Consider the following 23,827-nt stretch of genomic DNA (forward strand, 5'->3'; position numbering starts at 1 on the left):
CAGCCTGTAGCGCTGGCTTTGGTCAAACGCCGCAGACAAAAAGCCAAAAGCCCGCTCAGGTTTCCCTGAGCGGGCTTTTTAAATCTGGCTCCTCTGACTGGACTCGAACCAGTGACATACGGATTAACAGTCCGCCGTTCTACCGACTGAACTACAGAGGAATCGTTGGAACGGGGCGAATATTAGCGACGCCGTTCGGCCTTGTCAAAGCACGATTTCACTTTTCTCGTCTGAATGCTCGCAAAAGCAGCGGATTGCCGCTTTTTCAACTGATTTGGCGCGATTTCAAACTGCCAACAGGATCTCACTTTAAACGCATTTCCTGACAGATGTTAGAGGCGTGTCAAAGTTTTGTTATTTGCCGATGTTAAAACAACTGTTTCAGTGCTTTTATGATAAAAATTTCAAAATATGAATTTATGGAATAAATAAACTGCATATCATCACGGCCGAAACGATTCTGTGAAAATGGAACGGGATTCTAAAATTAATTAGTGTGAAAACAGATGATTGCAAAAAGGAGGGGTGGGTCACAAAAAAGCGCAAACGACCAGGTTTTACCTCTTTCAGCAGAAATGAAACCGCCCGCAACGTTGAGTGAATGTAAAAGATATTTTTCATTCGCTGTATCAGCAGCGTCGGCAAGTTAACGACAATAAGGGTTACCCATGAACATCAAAAAAACACTCGCTGTCACACTGTTAGCCTGCATGTTGCCCGCCGCTGCTATGGCAAAAGATCTCTCTGTCGGCGTCTCGATGGCGCTGTTCGATGATAACTTCCTGACCATCCTGCGCAACGCGATGCAGAAAGAGATGCAAAAGGATGGCGTTAAGGGACAGATGGAAGATGCCAAAGGCGATGTGTCGCAACAGTTGCAACAGGTGCAGAACTTTATCGGACAGGGCGTAGACGCGATTATCGTCAACCCGGTGGACACCAACGCCGTCAAACCCATTATGGATCAGGCCACCAAAGCCGGTATCCCGCTGATTTTCGTCAACCGTCGGCCGCAGGCGGAACTCACCGACAAAATGGCCTACGTTGGCTCTGACTCAGAACTGGCGGGCCGTCTGCAAATGGAAGCGCTGGCGAAAGCGATGAACGGCAAAGGCAATGTCGCCATTCTGATGGGCGATCTTGCTAACGAATCGACGCGCGACCGTACTAAGGGCGTCGAGGCGGTAGTGGCCAAAAATCCCGGCATCAAAGTCGTACAGAAGCAGACCGCTAAGTTCATGCGTAATGACGCGGTGGACGTGGTGAGCAACTGGCTGACCGCAGGCGACGACATTCAGGCTATCGCCTCTAACAACGATGAGATGGCCATCGGCGCGCTTCAGGCGCTGGGCAAAAACCCTAACCATATCCTGATTGCTGGCGTCGACGGCACTCCTGATGCGCTTCAGATGCTGAAGAACGGCAAAATGGTCGCCACGGTGTTCCAGGATGCCAAAGGGCAGGGTGAAGGCGCGGTTCAGGCGGCCGTTAAGCTGGCGAAGGGTGAGAAAGTGCAGAAAATCATCGACATTCCTTACCAGCTGATCACCAAAGACAATATGGAGCAGTTCGTTAACCGTAATCAGAAATAACCGATCCCGACTCAGCCGTACGGAGGTGATGTATGACCGCTTTTGCGCTTGAAGCCGAAGGCATCAGCAAGTTCTTTCCCGGTGTGAAGGCACTCGACAATGTTTCGCTGCGCGTGCGTCCGGGATCGGTACATGCCCTGATGGGTGAAAATGGCGCGGGCAAGTCCACTTTAATGAAGTGCCTGATCGGGATGTACCGTCCCGATCAGGGCACCATTCGCATTAAAGGGGAGCCGGTGCAGTTTCAGGATACGATGGACGCCTTGCGTTCCGGCATCTCTATGATCCACCAGGAGCTCAACCTGGTGCCCTATATGACCGTGGCGGAGAATATCTGGCTGGGACGCGAGCCGATGAAATATGGCTTTGTCGACCACGGCAAGCTCAACCAGCAGACCCAGACGCTGCTTGATCAGCTTAATATCCGCCTGAAAGCCGATCGGCTGGTGGGCGAGTTAAGCATCGCCGCCCAGCAGATGGTAGAGATCGCCAAAGCGGTTTCCTGGAACGCCGATATTGTCATTATGGACGAACCCACGTCCGCGCTGACGGAAGGGGAAGTGGCGCATCTGTTCACCATTATTCGTGACCTGCGCGCGCAGGGTAAAGCCATTATCTATATCAGCCACAAGATGGACGAGATCTTTGCTATCACGGATGAAATCAGCATCTTTCGCGACGGCAGCTGGGTAGGAAGCAATCACACCGCGCAGTTTACCCGCCAGTCGCTGATTACCCAGATGGTCGGACGCGAACTGACCCAGCTCTTTCCTAAATTTAACAACGCGATTGGCGAGGAAGTGCTGACGGTGCGTAACCTCACCAGCAAAGATCGCTTCCATGACGTCAGCTTTAGCGTACGGCGCGGCGAAATCCTCGGCGTAGCCGGGCTGGTTGGCGCGGGGCGCAGTGAAGTCATGGAGAGCCTGTTCGGCATGGAGAGCATTGACAGCGGCGAAGTGCTGATTGATGGCGTTCCTGTGCAGATCGACTCGCCTTCCAGCGCGATTGAAAAAGGCATGGCGTTTTTAACGGAAGATCGCAAAAAGTCCGGGCTGTTTCTGGTGCTGTCGGTCATGGAGAACATGAGCATCGTCAATATGCCGGAATACAGCAGCAAAAGCGGCTTCGTTAGTCACGTCAAAATGGCACAGGACTGTATGGAGCAGATCCGCCGGCTCAATATTAAGACGCCGACCATGGATCAGATCATCAATAACCTGAGCGGCGGCAATCAGCAGAAAGTGTTAATTGCCCGCTGGCTGCTGGCGCAGCCCAAAATATTGATTCTCGATGAACCAACGCGCGGGATTGACGTCGGCGCAAAAGCAGAAATTTACCGTTTGATCTCTGAGCTGGCCAACCGCGGCGTGGCCATCATCATGGTGTCGTCTGAACTGCCGGAAATTCTCGGCATGAGCGACCGCGTGATGGTAATGCATCAGGGACGTGTTACCGGCATCCTCGATAAAGAAGAGGCCGACCAGGAAACTATTTTGTCGCTGGCATCCGAGTGAGGCGCGAGACAACTATGAGCAACATGAAAGTGACTGCCACTCCGGCAACCCAACCCTCGTCGTTCTTTAGTCATCTGCGGCACAGGCTGCCAAAAGATACCGGTATTTTTATCGTCATGGTCGGCATTGCGCTGATTTTTGAGGTGGCCGGCTGGTATGTGCGAGACCAGTCGTTTCTGATGAATACCAACCGTCTGATTCTGATCGTATTACAGGTGGCGATCATCGGGGTGATCGCCGTAGGCGTCACCCAGGTCATTATTACCACCGGTATCGATCTCTCTTCCGGCTCGGTGATTGCGTTGACGGCGGTGGTCGCCGCCAGTCTGGCGCAAACCTCTGACAGCCTGTCGCCGATGTTTCCGTCGCTGGTGAATATGCCTGCCGTGGTGCCTATCGGCGCGGGGATTGGCGTGGGGCTGCTGTGCGGCCTGGTGAACGGCGTGCTGATTACCCGTACCGGTATCCCGCCCTTTATCGCCACGCTGGGCATGATGGTATCGGCGCGCGGGCTGGCGCAGTATTACACCCAGGGTAATCCCATTAGTTTCCTCTCCGATGGCTTTACTTCTATTGGTCAGGGCGCCATGCCGGTAATTATTTTTCTGGTCGTGGCGCTGGTATTCCATATTGCCCTGAAGCACACCCGGTATGGTAAATATGTCTACGCCATCGGCGGCAACATCACGTCGGCCAGGGTATCCGGCATCAACGTGAACAAATATCTGGTGATCGTCTACACCATCGCCGGCGCGCTCTCCGGCCTGGCGGGCGTGGTGCTGGCGGCACGCGTCAGCAGCGGCCAGTCGAGCATGGGGATGTCCTATGAACTCGACGCCATTGCCGCAGCCGTTATCGGCGGCAGCAGCCTGATGGGCGGTGTCGGGCGCATTACCGGCACGCTGATTGGCGCGGTGATCCTCGGACTTATCAAAAGCGGATTTACCTTTGTCGGCGTTGACGCCTACGTGCAGGACATTATCAAAGGCGCCATTATTGTGGCGGCCGTCTCGATTGATATGCATCGCAACCGCAAAAAACGCTGATTGATCCGGCATTCAGGCCTGCTTGCGCTCTCACAGTAAGCAGGCCTGAATAAGTTTTACTGCTGGATAACCGGCTTTCTCCGCGTAAATCACGCTTTCCTGCGGCGGGTCATCACTTTTATGCACGTCTGGCTCGCATATCCTGCACCAGCCGAGTGCAGTCTTTGACGAGCAGCCTGCGCAATCCCCATTCCTGCGGCTTATTACCTCTTAATGAGTAATCAGAAACGCTTATTTTTCGCGTTGTTAGGATTTACTGCCACTGCCAGAACGGGGACGGCGCGAAAACTGGCCTGCTAATTGCAATCTTACTTTCAGCAGGCCAGCTGGCCTAAGAACAGAGATAACTGGCATTCGGGGAAAGTGACGGAGGCATGATGAATTTAAGACGACTGAAATACTTTGTAAAAATCGTCGATATTGGCAGTTTGACGCAGGCGGCTGAAGTGCTGCACATTGCGCAACCTGCGCTCAGTCAGCAGGTCGCCACGCTGGAGAACGAGCTGGACCAGCAGCTGCTGATCCGTACCAAGCGCGGCGTGACGCCGACCGAAGCCGGTAAAATTCTCTATGCGCATGCGCGGACTATTTTACGCCAGTGCGAACAGGCGCAGACGGCAGTGATCAATGCCGGTCAGGCGCTGAGCGGGCAGGTGTCTATCGGCCTGGCGCCGGGTACGGCGGCCTCCTCGCTGACCATGCCTTTGCTGCAAACGGTGCGGGAACAGCATCCGGATATTCTGGTTTATCTGCATGAAAACAGCGGCAGCACGCTAAATGAGAAGGTTATGAACGGCCAGCTTGATATGGCGGTGCTCTACGATCGCGCGCCGACGGCGGGCATCACCAGTATGCCGCTGATGAAAGAGGAGCTTTATCTGGTGGGCGCGACCGACTGCCCCGGCACCACTGTGGATTTAGCCGATGTCGCGCAGATGAGTCTGTTTTTACCTCGCGACTACAGCGCGGTGCGCAAACGTGTCGATGAAGCCTTCTCGCTGCGTCGATTGAGCGCGCGCATTATTGGCGAGATCGAGTCGCTGTCGATGCTGACGGCTGCGGTTGCCAGCGGCATGGGCGTTACCGTGCTGCCGGAATCCGCTGCGCGGTCGCTGGTAGGTTCCACCCAGGCATGGATGGCGCGTATCAACAGCCCGGCGCTAAATCTGCCGCTGTCGCTGAACGTCTCGGCGCGTATGCCCCTGACGCCGTCTGCGCAGGCGGTGAAAGATATTCTGCTGTCGCTGCTGAATAAGCCGGTAACGGATGAAAGGCCCTTGTTGTTGGTGGGATAACCATAGAATGGCGGTCCTCAGGACCGCTTTTTGCTTCTCAGCCCTTTGCTAATGCTGAAGCGATGCATCCAGAAAACATCAGCCAGGGAACGTTGCCCTAATATGTAGCTCGCTCATTCCATGAGTCAGTGTAAATAATATTGCCGGCGCAATGCTTCCAGGTGATTTTTTCATAGCGCAAGAGAATCGTTTCAAGATGCGTGCCGGTATTTGAGCCGGAAAAAAAATCGGGCGTGATTGAGGTTATTTTTACCCCTTCAAGAATAATGTTGAAGTATTCCTGCTCCAGACCTGCTTCATTAATCTGGTACATTTTTATAGTAGCGCCCTGAAGTGTTCTGCCAGTGCTTAATGCGCGAAAAAGCAAAGGCGTTACGCGGTCAAACTCCTTTTGAAACATAATGGGAAGATGTACTCGCGTTCCCGTTAATTTACCTGTGTTTCCATCCGCAGGAATATTAACATTATGCGTAAGTGATTTTAACTCAATCGCCCCTTCACGGCCTTTCACAAGCGAGGCGCCAGTCATGGGCGAGCCATTTTCATCAGTTAACCAAAGGTATGCTGGATGAGACATAAAATTCCCTTTTAGAAGTGATTGTTAGTCGTACTTGTCAAAGCGTCCAAATAAGATTGGGTGGAAAATAATGAATGCAACTATCGATATGAAAGTGAATATAATCCAGTGATCAGGAAATAAATAAAGGAAAAAGCATGCGGATGCAAAAATCCAGACAGGGAATAAGATCTCGGTGAATAATATCGACAGAAAGCTTTTAAACATGGAGTACTTCCTTTATATAATTGTGAAATCCCTGGAAATCGTTAAGGAAATGCATTTGATAATGTTTAATCAATCCGGCAAGGACAGGCTCAATGAAGTAATACAACATTTCAATTTCTGCCTGATAAAGAGCCTGATAGTATTCAGGATCAAGTTGCTTAAGCCGCCGAGCCGCGAGGGCGCATTTTTGGTCGGTGCCGATTAGCTGAAACGCCAGGACAATGACTGGCACTCGTCGTGACAAACGTTCAATAACAACACGGGTTACTAGTTCAGAGGCAGCAAGCGCATTGGCCAGAGATAAAGCTATTGCCAGGCGCATAGCTCTGCCTGTCATAACATGGTCTGCAACCTTCGTGATTTTTGCATTAACGCTACGAACGCGGCCTGAAGGGTTTCCATTCTTACTATCATCGATGATCGTTTCAAAATAAAGCCTGAACATGTGACTGATTACATTACGGTAACGGTACAAAGAAAGAACTGATCGATGCATTCTTTTTTCTTCTGCAATCAGTTCCTGACATACGTCCCGATAGCCGGGAATAACACAAGAGGAATACCAGCTAACGCGTTCCACTCCTGCATAAATATCTGTGCCGATCTCCTTTATTGCTCTCCATGTTGAAATCACACCCTGTTGACCATAAACGGCTAACTGCCGTTCACTCTGGAACTTCATCCTTAAATAATCCGAAGCCTGCATAATTAATCCCTGTATAGTGCAAGGTTATCAGGGTAGGCATTGAGGCAGAACAGGTTCAAGCTATTCCGCCTGCGGGCCTTCCATTTTGTGAACCCGATAGCGCACCAGACTAAAAACGCCTGCCGATGGCGCGGCCGCTGAATCTTCCATATTCCCCACATGCATAAGCGAAAAGTTTTTATTATTTGTTGTTATCAATAAACCTTCTTACCATCGGAGTTAACAATTTCGTAAAGGGAGGTAAATATCGTGAATTTCCAGCAACTTAAAATCATCCGTGAGGCAGCGCGCTGCGAGTTCAATCTGACGGAAGTGGCAAACACGCTGTTTACCTCTCAATCTGGCGTTAGCCGTCATATCCGCGATCTGGAAGATGAGCTGGGCGTAGAAATCTTTATCCGCCGCGGCAAACGTCTGCTGGGCATGACCGAACCGGGCAAGGCGCTACTGACCATCGCCGAACGTATCCTGGATGAAGCGGGAAAAGTGCGTCGGCTGGCCGATGTTTTTACCAACGAAACCAGCGGCATTCTGACCATTGCGACCACCCACACTCAGGCGCGTTACAGCCTGCCGCGCGTGATTAAGGCATTTCGTCAGCTCTATCCCAATGTCCGTTTGGAGCTTAATCAGGGATCGCCGCAGGAAATCGTGGCAATGTTGCTGGCAGGCGAAGCCGATGTCGGCATCGCCAGTGAACTGCTGGTAAACAACGCCAGCCTGGCCGCCTTTCCGTGGTTCAGCTGGCACCATGCGCTTCTGGTGCCCAGCGATCATGAGCTGGTGCAGCAGCAGCCGGTATCGCTGAGCACGCTGAGCCGTTATCCGCTTATTACCTATCGTCAGGGCATCACTGGCCGCTCGCGCGTTGACCGCGCCTTCCAGAGCGCCGGGCTGAAGCCGGACATCGTGCTGAGCGCGCAGGATTCCGACGTGGTGAAAACCTATGTGGAGCTGGGGCTTGGCGTCGGCATCCTGGCCGATCAGGCCTGTGAAACGCAGGAAGACGAGGCGCTGGTCCGCATCGACGCACAGCATCTGTTTGACGCCAACACCGTCTGGCTTGGCCTGAAGCGCGGCCAGCTGCAACGTAACTACGTCTGGCAATTTATGGAGCTGTGCAACGCGAATCTGTCGCTGGAAGAGATTAAACGTCAGGCGCTCTCTTATCAGAACGAAGACGAACCCGTTATCGATTTCGAAATTTAATCGGGCAGCGATTCGACGATGGCCAGTTGCAGGCCATCCCAGCCTTTACTGCCGACGGTTTGCAGCGCGGTAGCCGTCAGATGCGGACTGCCGCCAACGTCGCGCAGATACTGCCGTAGCCCCTGCACGTTCTCGTCGGGGGACTGTGAATCGACAATCCGTCCGTTGCGCACCACGTTATCGCCAATAATAACGCTGCCGACGCGCGCCAGCTTTAGCGCCCAGCGCAGATAGTGCGGATTGTTGCGCTTATCGGCATCGATAAAAATCATATCGAAAGGACCCTGCAACCCCGGCAGGCTTTCCAGCGCCGGTCCTACAAGCAGTTCGATTTTTTCCGCTACGCCTGCCGCGGCAAAATTTTCGCGCGCGACCTGCGCATGCTGAGGCGAAAACTCCAGCGTCACGATTTTGCCGTTCTCCGGCAGGGCTTGCGCCAGCCACAGCGTGCTGTAACCGCCCAGCGTGCCGATCTCAAGAATACGCGAGGCATTCATCATGCGCGCCAGCAGATAGAGCAGCTTGCCCTGGTTGGCCGCCACGTCAATTGGAGGCAAACCGGCCGCCGCGTTGCGCGCCAGCGCCGACGTCAGTGTCGCATCCGGTTTTACCAGCGTCTGGGTAAAATAGTCATCCACTGCCCGCCACATATGATCGCTCATGTTTATCTCCTTGCTTAAAAACTGAGCATAGCAGCCATGCGGCATAAAATTTTCTTTCTGCGCGTAAAACTCGCTGTTTACGGTTTCTGCCCGGTGAGAAAAACATCCTGCGCTGAGGCGACGCGATAGAGTGGAATCAAACCGATCAAAAAGGAGAGTGAGATGTCGCGTCTTCAATTAAACGATTCCGATCTGCTGCGCCAGCAGGCGCTGTTCGGCGGCCGCTGGCAGGATGCGCATAACGGGGAAACCCTGCCGGTTATCGATCCCGCGACCGGCGAAACGCTGACGACGATACCGGCGCTGGGTCGCGATGAGACGGAAGCGGCAATCGCCTGCGCCGAGTCGGTGCGCATTGCCTGGGCAAAAATGCCCAACGCCAGCCGCGCCGCGCTGCTGGAGAAGTGGTATCAGCTGATCCTCGATAACGCTGATGACCTGGCTGCGATTATGACCGCCGAGCAGGGCAAGCCGCTGGCGGAAGCAAAAGGCGAAGTGGTGTACGGCGCCAGCTTTGTAAAGTGGTTCGCCGAAGAGGCGCGCCGCATTTACGGCGACACCATTCCTGCGCCGAGCGACGATCGCCGCATTCTGGTTCTGAAGCAGCCGGTCGGCGTCGCGGCGGCCATCACGCCGTGGAATTTCCCTGTTGCCATGATCACTCGTAAAGTCGCCCCGGCGCTGGCGGCAGGCTGTCCGATTATCGTTAAGCCGTCGGAGCTGACGCCGCTGTCGGCGCTGGCGCTGGCGGTGCTGGCAGAGCGCGCGGGCTTCCCGGCAGGCGTACTCCAGGTTGTCACCGGTCAGCCTGCGGAGATCGGCGCCGCGCTTACCAGCAGCCGCACGGTGCGTAAAATCTCGTTTACCGGCTCCACGCGCATCGGACAGCTGCTGATGCAGCAGAGCGCTGACAGCGTCAAGCGCCTTAGCCTGGAGCTGGGAGGCAATGCGCCCTTTATTGTGTTTGACGACGCCGACATCGATATTGCCGTAGCGGGCGTAATGGTCAGCAAATTTCGCAATGCCGGTCAAACCTGCGTCTGCGCTAACCGCATCCTGGTGCAGCGCGGCATCTATGAACGCTTCGCGGCGAAGCTGCTCGATGCGGTTGCTACGCTGAAAGTGGGCGATGGTTTTGCGGCGGGCAGCACCATCGGCCCGCTGATCAACGAGCGTGCGGTTGAGAAAGTGAACCACCATATCGAAGACGCGCTGGGGCAGGGCGCAGAGCTGCTGGCTGGCGGTATCAGCCGGGGCAACGGCACCTGGGTCCAGCCAACGGTGCTTGGCAAGGTCACCGCCCATATGCGGATCGCCCACGAAGAGACCTTTGGTCCGGTCGCGCCGCTGTTTATCTTTGATGATGAAGAGGAGGCGATACGCATGGCCAACGATACGCCTTATGGCCTGGGCGCCTATTTCTTTACCGAAAATATTCGTCGCGCGTGGCGCGTCGCCGAAGCACTGGAATTTGGCATGGTCGGCTTTAATACCGGCGCGATTTCATTAGAGGTGGCTCCCTTTGGCGGCATAAAATTATCCGGCACCGGGCGAGAAGGTTCGCGCTATGGTATTGAAGAATATCTGGAACAGAAAACATTCCATATTGGCAGTCTGAATTAATCCTCCTCCTTTTTATTCTTCCTGAAAGAAAGCGTTTGCAGCCTCGGCTGCAGGCGCTTTTTTTGTTGGTGCGCTGCGTCAGGCTTTTCTCATTCTTCGCCATTTTAGTGCAAGTTTCATGCGCGTTGCACCACGGCAATGCATGAATTTTGTGAGCCAAATCATCTGTTTACCTCTTCGGCAATTACGCAAAATTTCCGCTTTCAATACGGCAGAAAATTTTTTTGCGCTGTTTTAAACGCATTTTTATTTTTCAGCTGGCTGGCATACTTTCTGCATTACCTTTTTGCATGAGCTTATTAACGCTGAATATAAGCCTGTTCTGCGGCGCTAATTCCATAACGGTTGACGGGTGTAACAAATAAGGATTTATCCATGTTAAGTTTCGACCCTGAAAAAGTTTCGCTTCCGGTTGGCCATTATATCAACGGCCATCACATTCAGACCCAGGGCGCGGCGTTTGCGGTAAAACGCCCCTCAGACGGCAAGATCTACGCCACGCTGCGCGAGGCTGACGCGGCCGATGTGGATCGCGCGGTGCAGATTGCCCATCAGGCAGTAAAAATTAGCGGCTGGGCCGGCTGCGCGCCGCGCGAACGCGGCCGCGTGCTGCGCCGCTGGGCCGATTTAATTGAGCAGGACAGCCTGCTGGCGCAGCTGGAGGCGCTCGGCTCCACACGTCCTGTCTCGGATGTGGTACAGCATGAAATTCCGTTCACCGCCGAGGCGATTCGCTTCTATGCCGAATGCGCCGACAAGTACAGCGGCGATCTCTTTCCTACCCGCGACAGCAGCCTCGGCATGCTGATCACCGAACCTTACGGCGTAATTGGGGCTATTACGCCATGGAATTTTCCCCTGTCGATGGCGTCGTGGAAATGCGGCCCGGCGCTGGCGGCAGGCAATGCCGTGGTGCTGAAACCCTCTGAGCTGACGCCGTTTTCTACTGTGCGCATGGCCGAACTGGCGGTGCAGGCCGGGCTGCCCGCAGGCGTGCTCAATATCGTGCAGGGCAGCGGCGCGGTGACCGGCCACGCGCTGGTGACGCATCCGCTGGTGCGCAAAGTCTCTTTTACCGGCTCGACCGTTACCGGCGCGCGCATTATGAGTGATGCGGCCCAGCACGGCATGAAACCGGTGACGCTGGAGCTGGGCGGCAAAAGTCCGCAGCTGGTTTTTGACGACGCGGGCGATATTGACGTGGTGGCGCAGCGCATCCTGCGCGGCTTTACCGCTAACGGCGGCCAGGCCTGTGTCGCCGGCACGCGTCTGATCGTACAGCGCGCCATTGCCGCGCCGCTGCTGGACCGTCTGACCGTTCTGTGCCGCAGCGTACAGCCGGGCGTCACCTGGGACGGCGACAGCCGCTACGCGCCGCTGATTGATGAACGCCAGGGCAACAAGGTCGCGTCTGTGATTGCCGCCGCGAAGGCGCAGGGGGCAGAGGTGCTGGTGGGAGGCGAGCGTTTCGCCGACACCGCGGAAGGCTGGTTCTGGCAGCCAACCTTGCTGTGCAATCTTGCGCAGGACAACCCGGCGGTGCAGCAGGAGATCTTCGGCCCGGTGCTGACGGTGCAAACCTTCGAGGAAGAGGAAGAGGGGCTGCGGCTGGCGGCGCACGAGATTTACGGCCTGTGCGCCGGTGTACATACCCTGAGCCTGCCGCGCGCGCTACGCGCCATGCGCGCCATCGAGGCGGGCACGGTGTGGATTAACCGTTACGGCCGTTCCGGCGACTTCATTATTCCGACCGGCGGCTTTCTTGGCTCCGGCATCGGCAAAGATTTGGGGCGACAGGCGTTTCAGGCCTGCCAGCGCCAGAAAAGCGTACTGATCGATTTTTAACTTTTCCTGAGAGACGAGGTCGCGTCATGGCACTGTTTAAACCGAAATTCATCACCTTTGACTGTTACGGCACGCTGATTAACTTCGATATGGCGGGCGCGGCGGCGCGCTGCTTCAAAGAGCGCGTGGCGGCGGACGAGATGCAGGCATTCACTACCGATTTCTCTCGCTACCGCATGGACGAAGTGCTGGGCGCGTGGAAGCCCTACTACGACGTGGTGAGCAACGCCATCCAGCGCACCTGTAAGAAGTGGGGCGTGGCGTGGGATAAGGCCGACAGCGACTTTATCTACACCGACTGCGCCACCTGGGGACCACACCCCGACGTCCCTGCCGCGCTGGCGACGCTGGCGACCGAATTTCCGCTGGTGCTGCTCAGCAACTCCATGAAAGATCTGCTGCCGCATCATATTCCACGTCTGGGCGCGCCGATTCATATGGCTATTACCGCTGAGGAAGTGGGGGCCTATAAGCCGCAGATGAAGGGCTTTGAGTATATGTTGCAGAAGCTCAACTGCCGCCCGGACGAGATCCTGCATGTCTCCTCCAGCTTCCGCTACGACCTGATGACCGCGCACGACCTCGGCATTACGCATAAAGCCTGGGTCAACCGCGGCCATGAACCGGCGAATCCTTACTACGGCTATACCGAAATCAATGACCTCGGCGGATTGCCTGCCGTGGTCGGACTCTGAGGATCGCGCGATGAAACTCGAATCGTTCTGGCAGGCCACCGCGCCGCAGTTTCACGGCGCGGCGCAGGGATCGCTGCCGTCGCGCGCCGACGTGGTGGTTATCGGCGGCGGCTTTACCGGCGTCTCGGCGGCGCTAAGCCTGGCGCGCCACGGTCTTGACGTAGTGCTGCTGGAAGGGGGCGAGGTGATGAGCCAGGCCTCGGCGCGCAACGGCGGACACTGCAACACCGGCGTGGCGCAAAACTTCGCCTCGCTGGTGGCGAGCCAGGGCATCGAAAAAGCGACGCGTTTCTACCGCGCCTATGACGACGCGGTGAGCTATGTCGAACAGCTGGTGCGCGATGAGCAGATCGACTGCGATTTTCGCCTGTGCGGCAAGCTTAAGCTCGCCAGCAAGGCGTCGCACTTTGCCGGGCTGCGTGACGCCTGCGAACTGATGCGCCGCACCGTCGACCCCGACATAGCGCTGCTCGATAAAGAGGAGATTCGCCGCGAAGTGGACAGCGACGCATTTCACGGCGGACTGCTGCAAAAGCGCGGCGGCCAGATGCACATGGGTAAGTTCGGCGTCGGCCTGGCGGAGTCCGCGGCGCGCAGCGGGGCAAAGATTTTCCCCTGTCATGCGGTCACCGGCTTAACCCGTCTTGAAGGCTATCGTCATCGGGTGCAGACCGCCAGAGGCGACATTCTGGCCGACCGGGTGCTGATGGCCACCGGCTGCTCCAACGTTGGTCCTTTCCGCTGGTTTCAGCGCCGTATCGTGCCGGTAGGCAGCTTTATCGTGGTCACCGAGCCGCTGGGGGACGCGGCGATCCGTAAGGTGCTGCCGCAGGATCGCACCTATGTCACCTCGCTTAATCTCGGCAACTACTTCCGCACCACCGCCGATCGTCGGCTGGTGTTCGGCGGACGGGCGCGCTTCGCGGTGAGCAATCCGACCTCCGATTCGCGCAGCGGCGAGATCCTTCAGGCCACGCTGGCCAGCCTGTTTCCGGCGCTGGCTCAGGCGCGCATCGACTACTGCTGGGGCGGCATGGTGGACATGTCCGCCGACCGTCTGCCGCACGCGGGCGAACATGACGGCGTTTTCTACTCTATGGGCTACAGCGGCCACGGCACGCAGATGTCGGTGTGGATGGGCGCGGTGATGGCCGATCTGATTGCGGAAAAAAGTAACCGCAACCCCTGGCAGCGCGACGCCTGGCCTGCGCTGCCGGGCTATCACGGCAAGCCGTGGTTTTTACCGCTGGCCGGACTCTATTACAAAGCCAAAGACCGTTTCTCGTAATGCTTGTATTGCAAGGGTTAAACCTTAACGCTTATTGAGGGTACGCAGATGAGTAAAAATGATAACAACGCGCTGACGCGCATGCTGACCGAAGGCACGCTGTCACGCCGCGGCCTGATGAAAATGCTCTCCGCCGGCGCGGTAATGAGCAGCGGGATTATTGGCTTTCCACAGCTGGGCTTCGCCGCAGAAACCCCGGTGAAAGGCGGCAAGCTACGCGCCGCGATGTCAAACGCCTCTGCCACCGATACGCTGGACCCCGCCAAAGCCAACAACAGCGGCGACTATACCCGCCAGTGCATGTTTTACAACGGCCTGACCGAGCTGGACAAAGATCTGAAAGCCTTGCCCGCGCTGGCGACATCGCTGGACTCCAGCGACGGCATCACCTGGCAGATCAAGCTGCGCAGCGGCGTCACCTTTCACGACGGCAAACCGCTTACCGCCAGGGATGTGATCTATTCGCTCAGCCGCCACAAAGACCCGGCGGTCGCCTCCAACGCCTTTAAGATTGCCGATCAGTTCAAGACCCTTAACGCGGTCAGCGACAGCGAAGTGCAGCTGGTGCTGAGCCAGGCGAACTTCGATCTGCCCTATATCCTCGCCGCGCCGCCGTTCCTGATTGTGCAGGACGGCACCAGAGATTTTACCAAAGGCATCGGCACCGGGCCTTATGTCTGTAAAGAGTTCTCGCCGGGCGTGCGCTCGGTGGGCAGCAAAAACCCCAACTACTTCAAGCCAGGCCTGCCGCACCTCGATGAGGTAGAGCTTCTGGGCGTCACCGACCAGGCGGCGCGCGTTAATGCGCTGATGTCGGGCGATCTGCATATCGTCTCGACGCTGAGCGCCAACGACTGCAAGCGCATCAAGGCCACCAGCGACTTTGGCGTGCTTGAGAGTAAATCGGGCATGTACACCAACCTGATTGTGCGCACTGACATTAAACCGGGCAGCAGCGAAGATTTTGTGCTGGCGCTCAAGTATCTTCAGCCGCGCGAAATGCTGGTGAAAACCGTGCTGCAAGGCTACGGCGACGTCAGCAACGACACGCCGGTGCCGCCGTGGCACCCGCTGTATAACGCCGACCTGAAACCGCGCCCGCTGGACGTCGAAAAAGCCCGATTCCATATCGAGAAAGCGGGAATGAAGGGCGCAACGGTAGAGATTATTACCACGCCAAACATTGAGGGGGCGGTGGAGGGCGGCCAGCTCATTCAGCAGGTGTCGCGCAACGCGGGCATCAACGTTAAGGTGCGTCGCGTGCCTTATGACGGCTACTGGTCGACGCACTGGACCAAAGATCCGGTGGGCTACGGCTCTATCAACCCGCGCCCGACGCTGGATATGCTCTTTTCGCAGTTCTATCTCTCTGGCGCGCCGAACAACGAATCCGGCTGGAAGAATCCTCAGTTTGACCAGCTGGTGGTCGCCGCGCGCGGCGAGCGCGACCAGGCGAAGCGCAAGCAGATGTATGGCGATATGCAGAAGCTGATCTACGACCACTGCGGCACCATCATCCCGACCTTTATCAGCTCTACCGACGGCTTTAGCAAAAAGGTAAAAGGCGTCGAGGCCTGGCCATCCGGCATGATGATGGGCTACCGCTTCCACGAATTCGCCTGGCTGTCCGCTTAACCTCTTTACGCTGGAGAACGCCGATGAACCGATACATGATGTTCCTGATTGCCCGGCGCACCGGCGCCGGCATCCTGACCTTGCTTATCGTCTCAGCGGTGGTGTTTTTTATCACCAGCCTGCTGCCGGGCGACGCGGCGCAGATGATCCTCGGACAAAACGCCACGCCGGAAACCGTGGCGGCGCTGCGCGCCCAGCTGGGGCTGGATCAGCCGCTGCTGCTGCGCTACTTCAGCTGGCTGGGCGGTATGCTACAGGGCGATTTCGGCACCTCGTTCGCCAGTCATCTGCCGGTCACGCAGCTGGTGGCGCAGCGTATTCCGGCCACCTTTGAACTGGCGGCGATCACCACGCTGATCTGTGTGCCGCTGGCGCTGATCATCGGCATTGCCGCGGCGATGAAGCGCGGTTCGCTGCTGGACCGCGCGCTGGTGGTCAGCACCATGGCGATGGTGGCGGTGCCGGAATTTCTGGTGGCGACCGTGGCGGTGCTGATCTTCGCCGTGAAGCTGCACTGGGTGTCGGCGATGTCTTTCGGCTCGCCGAATATGGATTTGGTCAGCTACCTGAAGGCCTATGCGCTGCCGGTGCTGACGCTGTGCTGTGTGCTGGTGGCGCAGATGGCGCGCATGACGCGCGCCGCCATTATTAATCAGCTCGATAGCCCTTATCTGGAGATGGCGCTGCTGAAAGGCGTCTCGCCGCTGCGCGCGGTACTGCGTCACGCCTTGCCGAACGCCGTTGGTCCTATCGCCAACGCCATTTCGCTCAGCCTCTCCTATCTGTTCGGCGGCGTCATCATCATCGAAACCATCTTTAGCTATCCCGGCCTCGCCAGCCAGCTGGTGGACGCGGTCAGCAATCGCGATCTGCCGGTGGTGCAGTTTTGCGTGATGCTGTTCGCCGGTTGCTATCTGGTGCTGCTGCTGCTGGCTGACGTGCTGACTATCGCCTTTAACCCGAAATGGAGAAGCGCATGAATACCTTACTTCCCGTTCGTTTCTTTCAGTCACTGTCAGTCTCTGGACGGCTGGGCCTGGCGGTGTCGATTTTCTGGCTGCTGCTGGCGGTGTTCGGCAACCAGCTGGCGCCGCACAACGTTGAGGATATTGGCGGCGGCCCGCTGTTTGGCGGCTTTACCGCTGACAACTGGCTCGGCACCGACGCGCTGGGCCGTGATATTCTCAGCCGCATCTTATACGGCGCGAAATTCTCTATCGGCCTGGCGCTGGGCGCGGCTATCGGCGCCAGCCTGATCGGCACGCTGCTGGCGCTGCTGGCGGCCGTCACCGGCCGCTGGCTGGAGGAGATTCTGGGCCGCGTCAACGACGCCATGCTGGTCCTGCCGGGCAAAGTGCTGTCGCTGATGATTGTCGCGGTGTTTGGTTCCTCGCTGCCGATGCTGCTGCTCACCGCCATCTTTACCTACTGGCCGGGGGCGTTCCGTATCGCCTTCGCCATGGCGGGCAGCCTGCGCAATATGGACTATGTACGCGCTTCGCGGCTGCGCGGCGAGAGCCGCTGGTATATCGCCATTCATGACATCCTGCCCAATATGGTGCACCCGATGCTGGCCGACTTCGGTCTGCGCTTTGTCTATATCGTGCTGCTGCTTAGCGGCCTGAGTTTCCTCGGTCTTGGCGTCCAGCCGCCCTATGCCGACTGGGGTACGCTGGTGCGCGAGAATATTCAGGGGCTGTTCGACGGTTCGCCCGCCGTTCTGATGCCTGCGCTGGCGATTGCCAGCCTGACTATAGGCGCGAATCTGTTTATCGACAGCCTGCAACAGATGCGTCCGCTGACGCTGGCGAAGGAGGGCGTATGAACGTCATGCCGCATACCGCAATGCCGGTGATTTCCGTAGATAAGTTGCGCGTGACGGCGCAGAGCGATCGGGGCGAACCGATCGATCTGGTGTCCGATATTCGTTTTACCGTGCAGAAAGGAGAAGTGCTGGCGCTGATTGGCGAGTCTGGCTCCGGCAAGACCACCATCGCCATGGCGCTGATGGGCTATGCGCGCCACGGCTGCCGCATCGCCGAAGGCACTATCCACGTCGCGGGCGTTGACGTTAACAGCCTCAGCCCGCAGCAGTTGAGGGAGTTTCGCGGCAACAAAGTGGCCTATATCGCGCAGAGCGCGGCGGCCTCGTTTAATCCGGGCATGAAGATCATCGACCAGGTCATTGAGCCGGTGGTAATCCACGGCACCATGACGCGCAAAGAGGCCAGGGCCAAAGCGGTGGCGCTGTTCCGCGATCTGGCGCTCCCGAATCCCGACACCATCGGCGACCGCTGGCCGCATCAGGTCTCTGGCGGCCAGCTACAGCGTCTGATGACCGCTATGGCGCTGATTGGCGACCCCGACGTGGTGATCCTTGACGAGCCGACCACGGCGCTCGACGTCACTACGCAGGTTGAAGTGCTGAAGGCCTTTCGCCGCGTGGTGGCGCAGCGCGGCGTCACGGCGATTTACGTCAGCCACGATCTTGCGGTTGTCGCCCAGATGGCGGATCGCATTCTGGTGCTGCTGCGCGGGCAGATCGCCGAGTATGGCACCACCGAACGGCTGATCGGCGCGCCGCAGGCGGATTACACGCGCCTGCTGATGGATGCGGCGCGGCAGAAAGAGCGGCCCAGCCCATGGCATGCGAAGAACGACGACGTGCAGCCGCTGCTGGAGGTGCGCGATCTCTGCGCCGGTTATGGCCCGCGCGGCAGCGATGGTCAGCCGAAAATTCGCATCCTCGAAGATATTCATCTCCGGCTGTGGAAAGGTCAGGCCATCGGCATTATCGGCGAATCAGGATCGGGCAAAACCACGCTGGCGCACGCCATCGCCGGACTCAACGCCCCCTGTCACGGCCATATATTGTTTAACGGGCACTATATCGCGGGCGATATGCACAAGCGGCCTGACAACGAACTGCGCCGCATTCAGTATGTGTTTCAGATGGCGGATACCGCGCTTAACCCGGCGCACAGCGTCGAGCGCATCCTGGCGCGGCCGCTGGCGCTGTTTCACGGGCTGCGCGGGCAGGCGCTGACCCAGCGCCTGCATCAGCTGCTGGATCTGGTGAAGCTGCCGCGCAGCGTATTGTGGCGGCGTCCCTGGGCGCTCTCCGGCGGGCAGAAACAGCGGGTTAATCTGGCGCGCGCGCTGGCGGCGGAGCCGGATCTGATTCTGTGCGATGAAGTCACCTCGGCGCTGGATACCGTGGTCGCGGCGGCGGTGCTGGATCTGATCGGCGAGCTGCGGCGCGAGCTGGGCCTGTCGGTGCTGTTTATCAGCCACGATATGCACGCGGTCCGCGCGGTGTGCGACAACATCGTCGTGATGAAGTCCGGACGCATCGTTACCCAGCTGGCGCGAGAAGATTACGACAAACCGACCAGCGAGCTTTACTTTGAGCGCCTGAAACGCGCCGTGCCGGAGCTGCGGCAGGGGTGGCTCGACGAGCACGAAGAGATTCTTAAAGCGGAATAGGGCTATCCTGCTTGCCAGATTGTCCTCAGGCAGTGCGCGCCATCCTCACGTACTTCAGTACGCGCCGGGGCTGCGCGCTGGCCGTGAACAGGCTGGCTGCGCCGATAACGCCTTCACCGAATACAGACGAGGTTATAACGCTATGCCCGCTCCACTCCGCTATGTACAGGACAGCGCAGATTTCCCCGACGCCGCCGATGTGGTGATTATCGGCGCTGGTATCGCCGGCGCTGCCGCCGCCTGGGAACTGACGAAAAAAGGGCTAAAGGTGGCGCTGCTGGAAAAGGGCCTGGTCGGGGCTGAGCAGTCGAGCCGCAACTGGGGCTGGTGCCGCCAGCAGAACCGCGACGAACGTGAGCTGCCGCTGATCATCTATGCGCTTCAGCGCTGGGGCGAGCTGGCGCAGGAAACCGGCGAAGAACTGGGCTTTCGCCGCAGCGGGCTGGTGTATGCCACGCGCAGCGAGGCGGATATTGCCGCCTGGGAGCGCTGGAACCGCATGGCGAAAAATTACGACGTGCGCAGCGAAATCCTCACGGCAGAGGCGGCGAAGGCGATGACGCCGGGCAGCACGACGCGCTGGCTCGGCGGCGTCTCGTCGCCCACCGACGGCCATGCCGAGCCGCGCCTCGCCGCCCCTGGATTAGCCATCGCCGCGCAGCGTCTTGGCGCGCAGGTGTTCCAGCAGTGCGCGGTGCGCGGACTGGATATTGCCGCCGGACGCGTCAGCGGCGTCTTAACCGAGCGCGGCTTAATTAAAACCAGCCGGGTGATCTGCGCCGCAGGCGCATGGACCTCAATGTTCTGCCGCCGTCACGGCATCGATCTGCCGCTCGGCAACGTCATCGGCACGGCATTTCGCACCCAGCCTGGTACGCAGGCGATAGCGATGCCGCTCTACACGCCGGGCTTCGCCTGCCGACCGCAGGCTGACGGCAGCTATACCGTTTCAGTATCCGGACGAGGACGGCTGGAGCCTGGCGCGCAGGGCATTCGCTATGCGCGTCAGTTCTATCCCACCTTTAAAAGCCGCCGTAAAAATCTGCGTGTGAATCTCGGCGTGAAACCCTTCTTTCACGGTCCCGAAGCGCTCGGCGGCTGGGCTTTCGACCGTGAATCGCCGTTCGAACGCGCGCGCATCCTCGATCCCGCCGCCGACGCGACTGTTGTGCAGGCGGGCTTAGCTGCGATGCGCGCAGAGTATCCGGCGCTGGCCGGGCTGAAACTGGCGCAGGCGTGGGGCGGCATGATCGACAGCACCCCCGACGCCATTCCGGTTATCTCTACCGTGGCGGCGCTGCCGGGGCTGGTGCTGTCGGCAGGCTACAGCGCCCACGGCTTCGGCATCGGGCCGGGCGCAGGACGGCTGGCCGCCGATCTCGCCGCCGGCGACACGCCGATTGTTGATGCTACACCCTATCGCTACAGCCGTCTGGTTGACGGCAGCGCACTTGAAACGCCAGGCATGATGTAAGGAGCACCGCATGACCGCAATTTTTCGCGCGATGACCGCGCAGGATCTGGAACACTGCTACCGCATGACGCAGCAGCTGAAATGGCCGCATCGCCCTGAAGACTGGCAGCAGGCGCTGGCGCTGGGCGAGGGCGTCGTGATTGAAGAGAGGGGCAAGCTGCTGGGCAGCGCGATCCTCTGGCGCTGGGGCGAGCGCGCCGCCACTATCGGCCTGGTGATTGTCGATAATCAGCAGCAGGGGCGTGGGTTGGGTAAACAGCTCATGCTGACCCTGCTGGAAAAAGTTCCGGACCATAACGTGCGGCTGCACGCCACTGAGATGGGCAAAGGGCTGTATGAAAAGCTCGGCTTTGTCGCCACAGGGCAGATTTTTCAGCACCAGACGCGCTCGCTGGAGAGCGTGCCCTCAGTCATGATCCCGACGGGACTGACGCTGCGCCGCGCGCAGGCGCAGGACGCGCCCGCGCTGACCGCGCTCGATCGGCAGGCGCACGGCATGCTGCGTCCTCAGCTGATCGCGCATATCGTCGGTCAGCATCAGACCGTGCTGCTGGAGGACGTGCAGGCTAAGGTTCAGGGCTTTGCCAGCCTGCGCCGCTTCGGCCACGGCTGGGCGATTGGCCCGATCATCGCTGCGGATTTACCGGTCGCTCAGGCGCTGGTCGCCTCGCTGATGCAGGGACTACGCGGCGAGTTTGTGCGTATTGATACCGATGCCGCGCTGCCGCTGGCGGCCTGGCTCGCCACGCTGGGGCTGGCGCAGGTGGATAACCCCACCACGATGGTGCGCGGCACGCCCTGGATGCCGCAGGCGGGCGGCATGCAGGCCTTTGGCCTGATGACTCAGGCGATGGCCTGATGCAGATCCTCTATAAATCCGATCCCCAGCGCGGCGCGCTGTGGCAGCAGTGGCTGGCGCAGCACGCGCCTGATATTCAGCTGCATCTCTGGCCTGAGACCGGCAATCCGCACGAGATTGAGATGCTAATCGCCTGGCAGCCGCCGGAAAACATGATGGAGACCTTTCCCGGCCTGAAAGCGCTGCTGTCGGTGGGCGCAGGCGCGGATCAGTTTGATCTCAGCGCGCTGCCGCCCGACCTGCCGGTGGTGCGCATGATTGAACCTGGCCTGACGCAGGGCATGGTGGAGTACGTCACCTTTGCGGTGCTCGGCCTTCATCGCGATATGCCGCGCTACCTGCAACAGCAGCGCGACGCGCGGTGGCAGGCGCACAGCGTCAGGCCCGCCGCGGCGCGGCGCGTTGGCGTAATGGGGCTGGGCGAGCTGGGGCAGGCGTCGCTGCGCCAGCTGGTTTCGCTCGGCTTTGACTGCGCCGGCTGGAGCCGTACGCCGCGTGAGATTGAGGGCGCGACGTGCTTTCACGGCGCGGATCGGCTGGGCGCGTTTCTGGCGCGCAGCGATATTCTGGTCTGTTTGCTGCCGTTGACGGCGGAGACGCGCGGCCTGCTTAACCACGATCTTTTCCGTCAGCTGCCCGCAGGCGCCGCGCTGGTACAGGCGGGGCGCGGGGCGCAGCTTCATCACAACGATCTGCTGGCGGCGCTCGACAGCGGCCAGCTGAGCGCAGCGGTAATTGACGTCACCGATCCGGAACCGCTGCCGTCCACCCATCCATTCTGGCGTCATCCCGCTATCTGGCTGACGCCGCATATCGCCAGCCAGACGCAGGCCGACAGCGCTGCGGCCGCGCTGCTGGAGAACCTGCGGCGCTACCAGCGCGGCGAGCCGATGAAAGGCCTGATCGATCGCGCACGAGGTTACTGATGAATATCGACGCTCTGATTGCGCTGCGGCGCGATCTTCATGCTCATCCTGAAGCCGGCTATCAGGAGCGGCGCACCAGCGACATGGTGGCGCGCTTCCTGCAACAGCTGGGGCTGGAGGTTTATCGCGACATCGGCAAAACCGGCGTCGTCGGCGTGCTGAGGCGCGGCAAAGGCGCGCGCGTTATCGGACTGCGCGCGGATATGGACGCGCTGCCGATGCAGGACCAGAGCGAGACGCCGTGGAAAAGCCGCACGGCCAACCTGAGTCACGCCTGCGGTCATGACGGCCATACCGTTATGCTGCTTGGCGCGGCGCAGCAGCTGGCGGAGTCGGGCGATTTCAACGGCACTATCTGTTTTATCTTCCAGCCGGCGGAAGAGGGGCTGGCGGGCGCGCAGGCGATGATCGACGACGGGCTGTTCAGCCGCTTTCCCTGCGAGTCGGTTTACGCGCTGCACAACTGGCCGGAACTGCCGCTCGGCGAGGTGCAGACCCGTCCCGGCGCTATTATGGCGGCGGCAGACCGGTTCGATATCGTCGTCAAAGGCGGCGGCGGCCATGCGGCGCAACCGCACCTGACGCGCGATACGCTGCTGGCGGCCAGCGAGCTGGTGGTACAGCTCAATACGCTGGTGGCGCGCGCCATCGACCCCTGCGAAGCGGCGCTGCTGAGCGTCACGCGTATGCAGGGCGGTTTCTCCCACAATATGATCCCGGCGGAGGCGACGATTACCGGCACGGTGCGCACCTTCAGCCCGGCGGCGCAGGACACGCTTGAAGCGCGACTGCGCGAGATGGCGCGGCACGTGACCGCCGCGCACGGTTTGCAGGCCGAGGTGAGCTATCTGCGCTACTACCCGGCTACGGTTAACAGCGAGACCGAGGCGAATCTGGCGCTGAGCGCGCTGGGCGAGGCGGGCTTCAGCGTCCGTACGGCGCGGCAGCCTGCGCTGACCTCGGAGGATTTCGCCTTTATGCTACAGGCGAAACCGGGGGCTTACCTGTGGATTGGCTCCGCGCCGTCGCAGCCGCTGCACCACTCTGCTTATGACTTCAACGACGACCTGATCCCTTACGGCGTCCGCGCATGGACGGCGCTCGCTCGCCGCGCATTACAGTAAGAAATTTCCCTGCTGAAAGGGCGCTGTTTTTAACAGGAAATGCCGCCGCGTTACCCAGAAC

General features: G+C 58.9%; 20 protein-coding genes and 1 tRNA gene. 17 read left to right on the top strand and 4 right to left on the bottom strand.

The features are described from left to right. Positions 1-85 precede the first annotated feature (85 nt). A tRNA-Asn gene (locus BBB56_RS05435) sits at positions 86-161 on the bottom strand. A gap of 507 nt (positions 162-668) precedes the next feature. Here BBB56_RS05435 and BBB56_RS05440 point away from each other — a divergent pair. The 4 genes from BBB56_RS05440 (at position 669) to nac (ending at position 5,450) form a co-directional block, all read left to right on the top strand. Beyond that, the gene (locus BBB56_RS05440; RefSeq protein ID WP_123799575.1) at positions 669-1,592 is read left to right on the top strand and encodes a sugar ABC transporter substrate-binding protein; all 924 of its coding nucleotides are present in this window, start codon (positions 669-671) and stop codon (positions 1,590-1,592) included. Positions 1,593-1,624: 32 nt separating this feature from the next. Further along, positions 1,625-3,109, top strand: coding sequence for a sugar ABC transporter ATP-binding protein (locus tag BBB56_RS05445; RefSeq protein WP_123799577.1), 1,485 nt, complete (start codon positions 1,625-1,627; stop codon positions 3,107-3,109). A 23-nt stretch (positions 3,110-3,132) separates the two neighbouring features. Beyond that, entirely contained in the window at positions 3,133-4,155 is a 1,023-nt protein-coding gene (locus BBB56_RS05450) for an ABC transporter permease (RefSeq protein WP_199756212.1), read from the top strand. Positions 4,156-4,532: 377 nt separating this feature from the next. Continuing rightward, positions 4,533-5,450 (top strand): nitrogen assimilation transcriptional regulator NAC, encoded by a 918-nt coding sequence (gene nac / locus BBB56_RS05455; RefSeq protein ID WP_123800339.1) that lies wholly within the window; start codon positions 4,533-4,535, stop codon positions 5,448-5,450. A 97-nt stretch (positions 5,451-5,547) separates the two neighbouring features. On the opposite strand, the gene BBB56_RS05460 is transcribed toward nac, so the two are convergent. After that, positions 5,548-6,027, bottom strand: a complete 480-nt coding sequence (locus BBB56_RS05460; protein ID WP_123799581.1) for an Hcp family type VI secretion system effector — start codon at positions 6,025-6,027, stop codon at positions 5,548-5,550. A 199-nt stretch (positions 6,028-6,226) separates the two neighbouring features. Then, a complete protein-coding gene (locus tag BBB56_RS05470) occupies positions 6,227-6,940 on the bottom strand; it encodes a hypothetical protein (protein ID WP_123799585.1) in 714 nt (237 codons plus the stop codon). 249 nt (positions 6,941-7,189) lie between these two features. Here BBB56_RS05470 and cbl point away from each other — a divergent pair, with 249 nt between their 5' ends. Further along, positions 7,190-8,149 carry an HTH-type transcriptional regulator Cbl gene (cbl, locus tag BBB56_RS05475; RefSeq protein ID WP_123799587.1) on the top strand — a complete coding sequence of 320 codons (960 nt, stop codon included), beginning with the start codon at positions 7,190-7,192 and terminating at the stop codon, positions 8,147-8,149. Here cbl and BBB56_RS05480 read toward each other — a convergent pair. Then, positions 8,146-8,811: an O-methyltransferase gene (locus tag BBB56_RS05480; protein WP_123799589.1), complete on the bottom strand. Its 666-nt coding sequence runs from the start codon at positions 8,809-8,811 to the stop codon at positions 8,146-8,148. The genes cbl and BBB56_RS05480 overlap by 4 nt on opposite strands. Before the next feature lie 162 nt (positions 8,812-8,973). On the opposite strand from BBB56_RS05480, the gene BBB56_RS05485 reads away from it, so the two are divergent. From BBB56_RS05485 to BBB56_RS05540, 12 genes are all read left to right on the top strand, one after another. Next, positions 8,974-10,434: an NAD-dependent succinate-semialdehyde dehydrogenase gene (locus tag BBB56_RS05485; protein WP_123799591.1), complete on the top strand. Its 1,461-nt coding sequence runs from the start codon at positions 8,974-8,976 to the stop codon at positions 10,432-10,434. 375 nt (positions 10,435-10,809) lie between these two features. Further along, positions 10,810-12,279, top strand: a complete 1,470-nt coding sequence (locus tag BBB56_RS05490; RefSeq protein WP_123799593.1) for an aldehyde dehydrogenase family protein — start codon at positions 10,810-10,812, stop codon at positions 12,277-12,279. 26 nt (positions 12,280-12,305) lie between these two features. Continuing rightward, positions 12,306-12,974 carry a haloacid dehalogenase type II gene (locus tag BBB56_RS05495; RefSeq protein WP_123799595.1) on the top strand — a complete coding sequence of 223 codons (669 nt, stop codon included), beginning with the start codon at positions 12,306-12,308 and terminating at the stop codon, positions 12,972-12,974. Positions 12,975-12,984: 10 nt separating this feature from the next. Further along, entirely contained in the window at positions 12,985-14,262 is a 1,278-nt protein-coding gene (locus BBB56_RS05500) for an NAD(P)/FAD-dependent oxidoreductase (RefSeq protein WP_123799597.1), read from the top strand. 48 nt (positions 14,263-14,310) lie between these two features. Continuing rightward, positions 14,311-15,897, top strand: a complete 1,587-nt coding sequence (locus BBB56_RS05505; RefSeq protein ID WP_123799599.1) for an ABC transporter substrate-binding protein — start codon at positions 14,311-14,313, stop codon at positions 15,895-15,897. A 23-nt stretch (positions 15,898-15,920) separates the two neighbouring features. Next, positions 15,921-16,877: an ABC transporter permease gene (locus tag BBB56_RS05510; RefSeq protein ID WP_123799601.1), complete on the top strand. Its 957-nt coding sequence runs from the start codon at positions 15,921-15,923 to the stop codon at positions 16,875-16,877. Beyond that, entirely contained in the window at positions 16,874-17,722 is an 849-nt protein-coding gene (locus tag BBB56_RS05515) for an ABC transporter permease (RefSeq protein WP_123799603.1), read from the top strand. The genes BBB56_RS05510 and BBB56_RS05515 overlap by 4 nt, the downstream gene beginning before the upstream one ends. Continuing rightward, complete coding sequence (locus BBB56_RS05520; protein ID WP_123799605.1) at positions 17,719-19,383, top strand: ABC transporter ATP-binding protein; 1,665 nt, start codon at positions 17,719-17,721, stop codon at positions 19,381-19,383. The genes BBB56_RS05515 and BBB56_RS05520 overlap by 4 nt, the downstream gene beginning before the upstream one ends. Positions 19,384-19,525: 142 nt before the next feature. Further along, positions 19,526-20,857, top strand: a complete 1,332-nt coding sequence (locus tag BBB56_RS05525; protein WP_123799607.1) for an NAD(P)/FAD-dependent oxidoreductase — start codon at positions 19,526-19,528, stop codon at positions 20,855-20,857. 10 nt (positions 20,858-20,867) lie between these two features. After that, the gene (locus BBB56_RS05530; protein WP_123799609.1) at positions 20,868-21,716 is read left to right on the top strand and encodes a GNAT family N-acetyltransferase; all 849 of its coding nucleotides are present in this window, start codon (positions 20,868-20,870) and stop codon (positions 21,714-21,716) included. Then, positions 21,716-22,642: a 2-hydroxyacid dehydrogenase gene (locus BBB56_RS05535; RefSeq protein ID WP_123799611.1), complete on the top strand. Its 927-nt coding sequence runs from the start codon at positions 21,716-21,718 to the stop codon at positions 22,640-22,642. The genes BBB56_RS05530 and BBB56_RS05535 overlap by 1 nt, the downstream gene beginning before the upstream one ends. Continuing rightward, positions 22,642-23,766: a M20 aminoacylase family protein gene (locus BBB56_RS05540; protein ID WP_123799613.1), complete on the top strand. Its 1,125-nt coding sequence runs from the start codon at positions 22,642-22,644 to the stop codon at positions 23,764-23,766. Before BBB56_RS05535 ends, BBB56_RS05540 begins: the two co-directional genes overlap by 1 nt. Positions 23,767-23,827: the final 61 nt, after the last annotated feature.

Source organism: Candidatus Pantoea deserta (assembly GCF_003813865.1).
Taxonomy (GTDB): Bacteria; Pseudomonadota; Gammaproteobacteria; order Enterobacterales; family Enterobacteriaceae; genus Pantoea; species Pantoea deserta.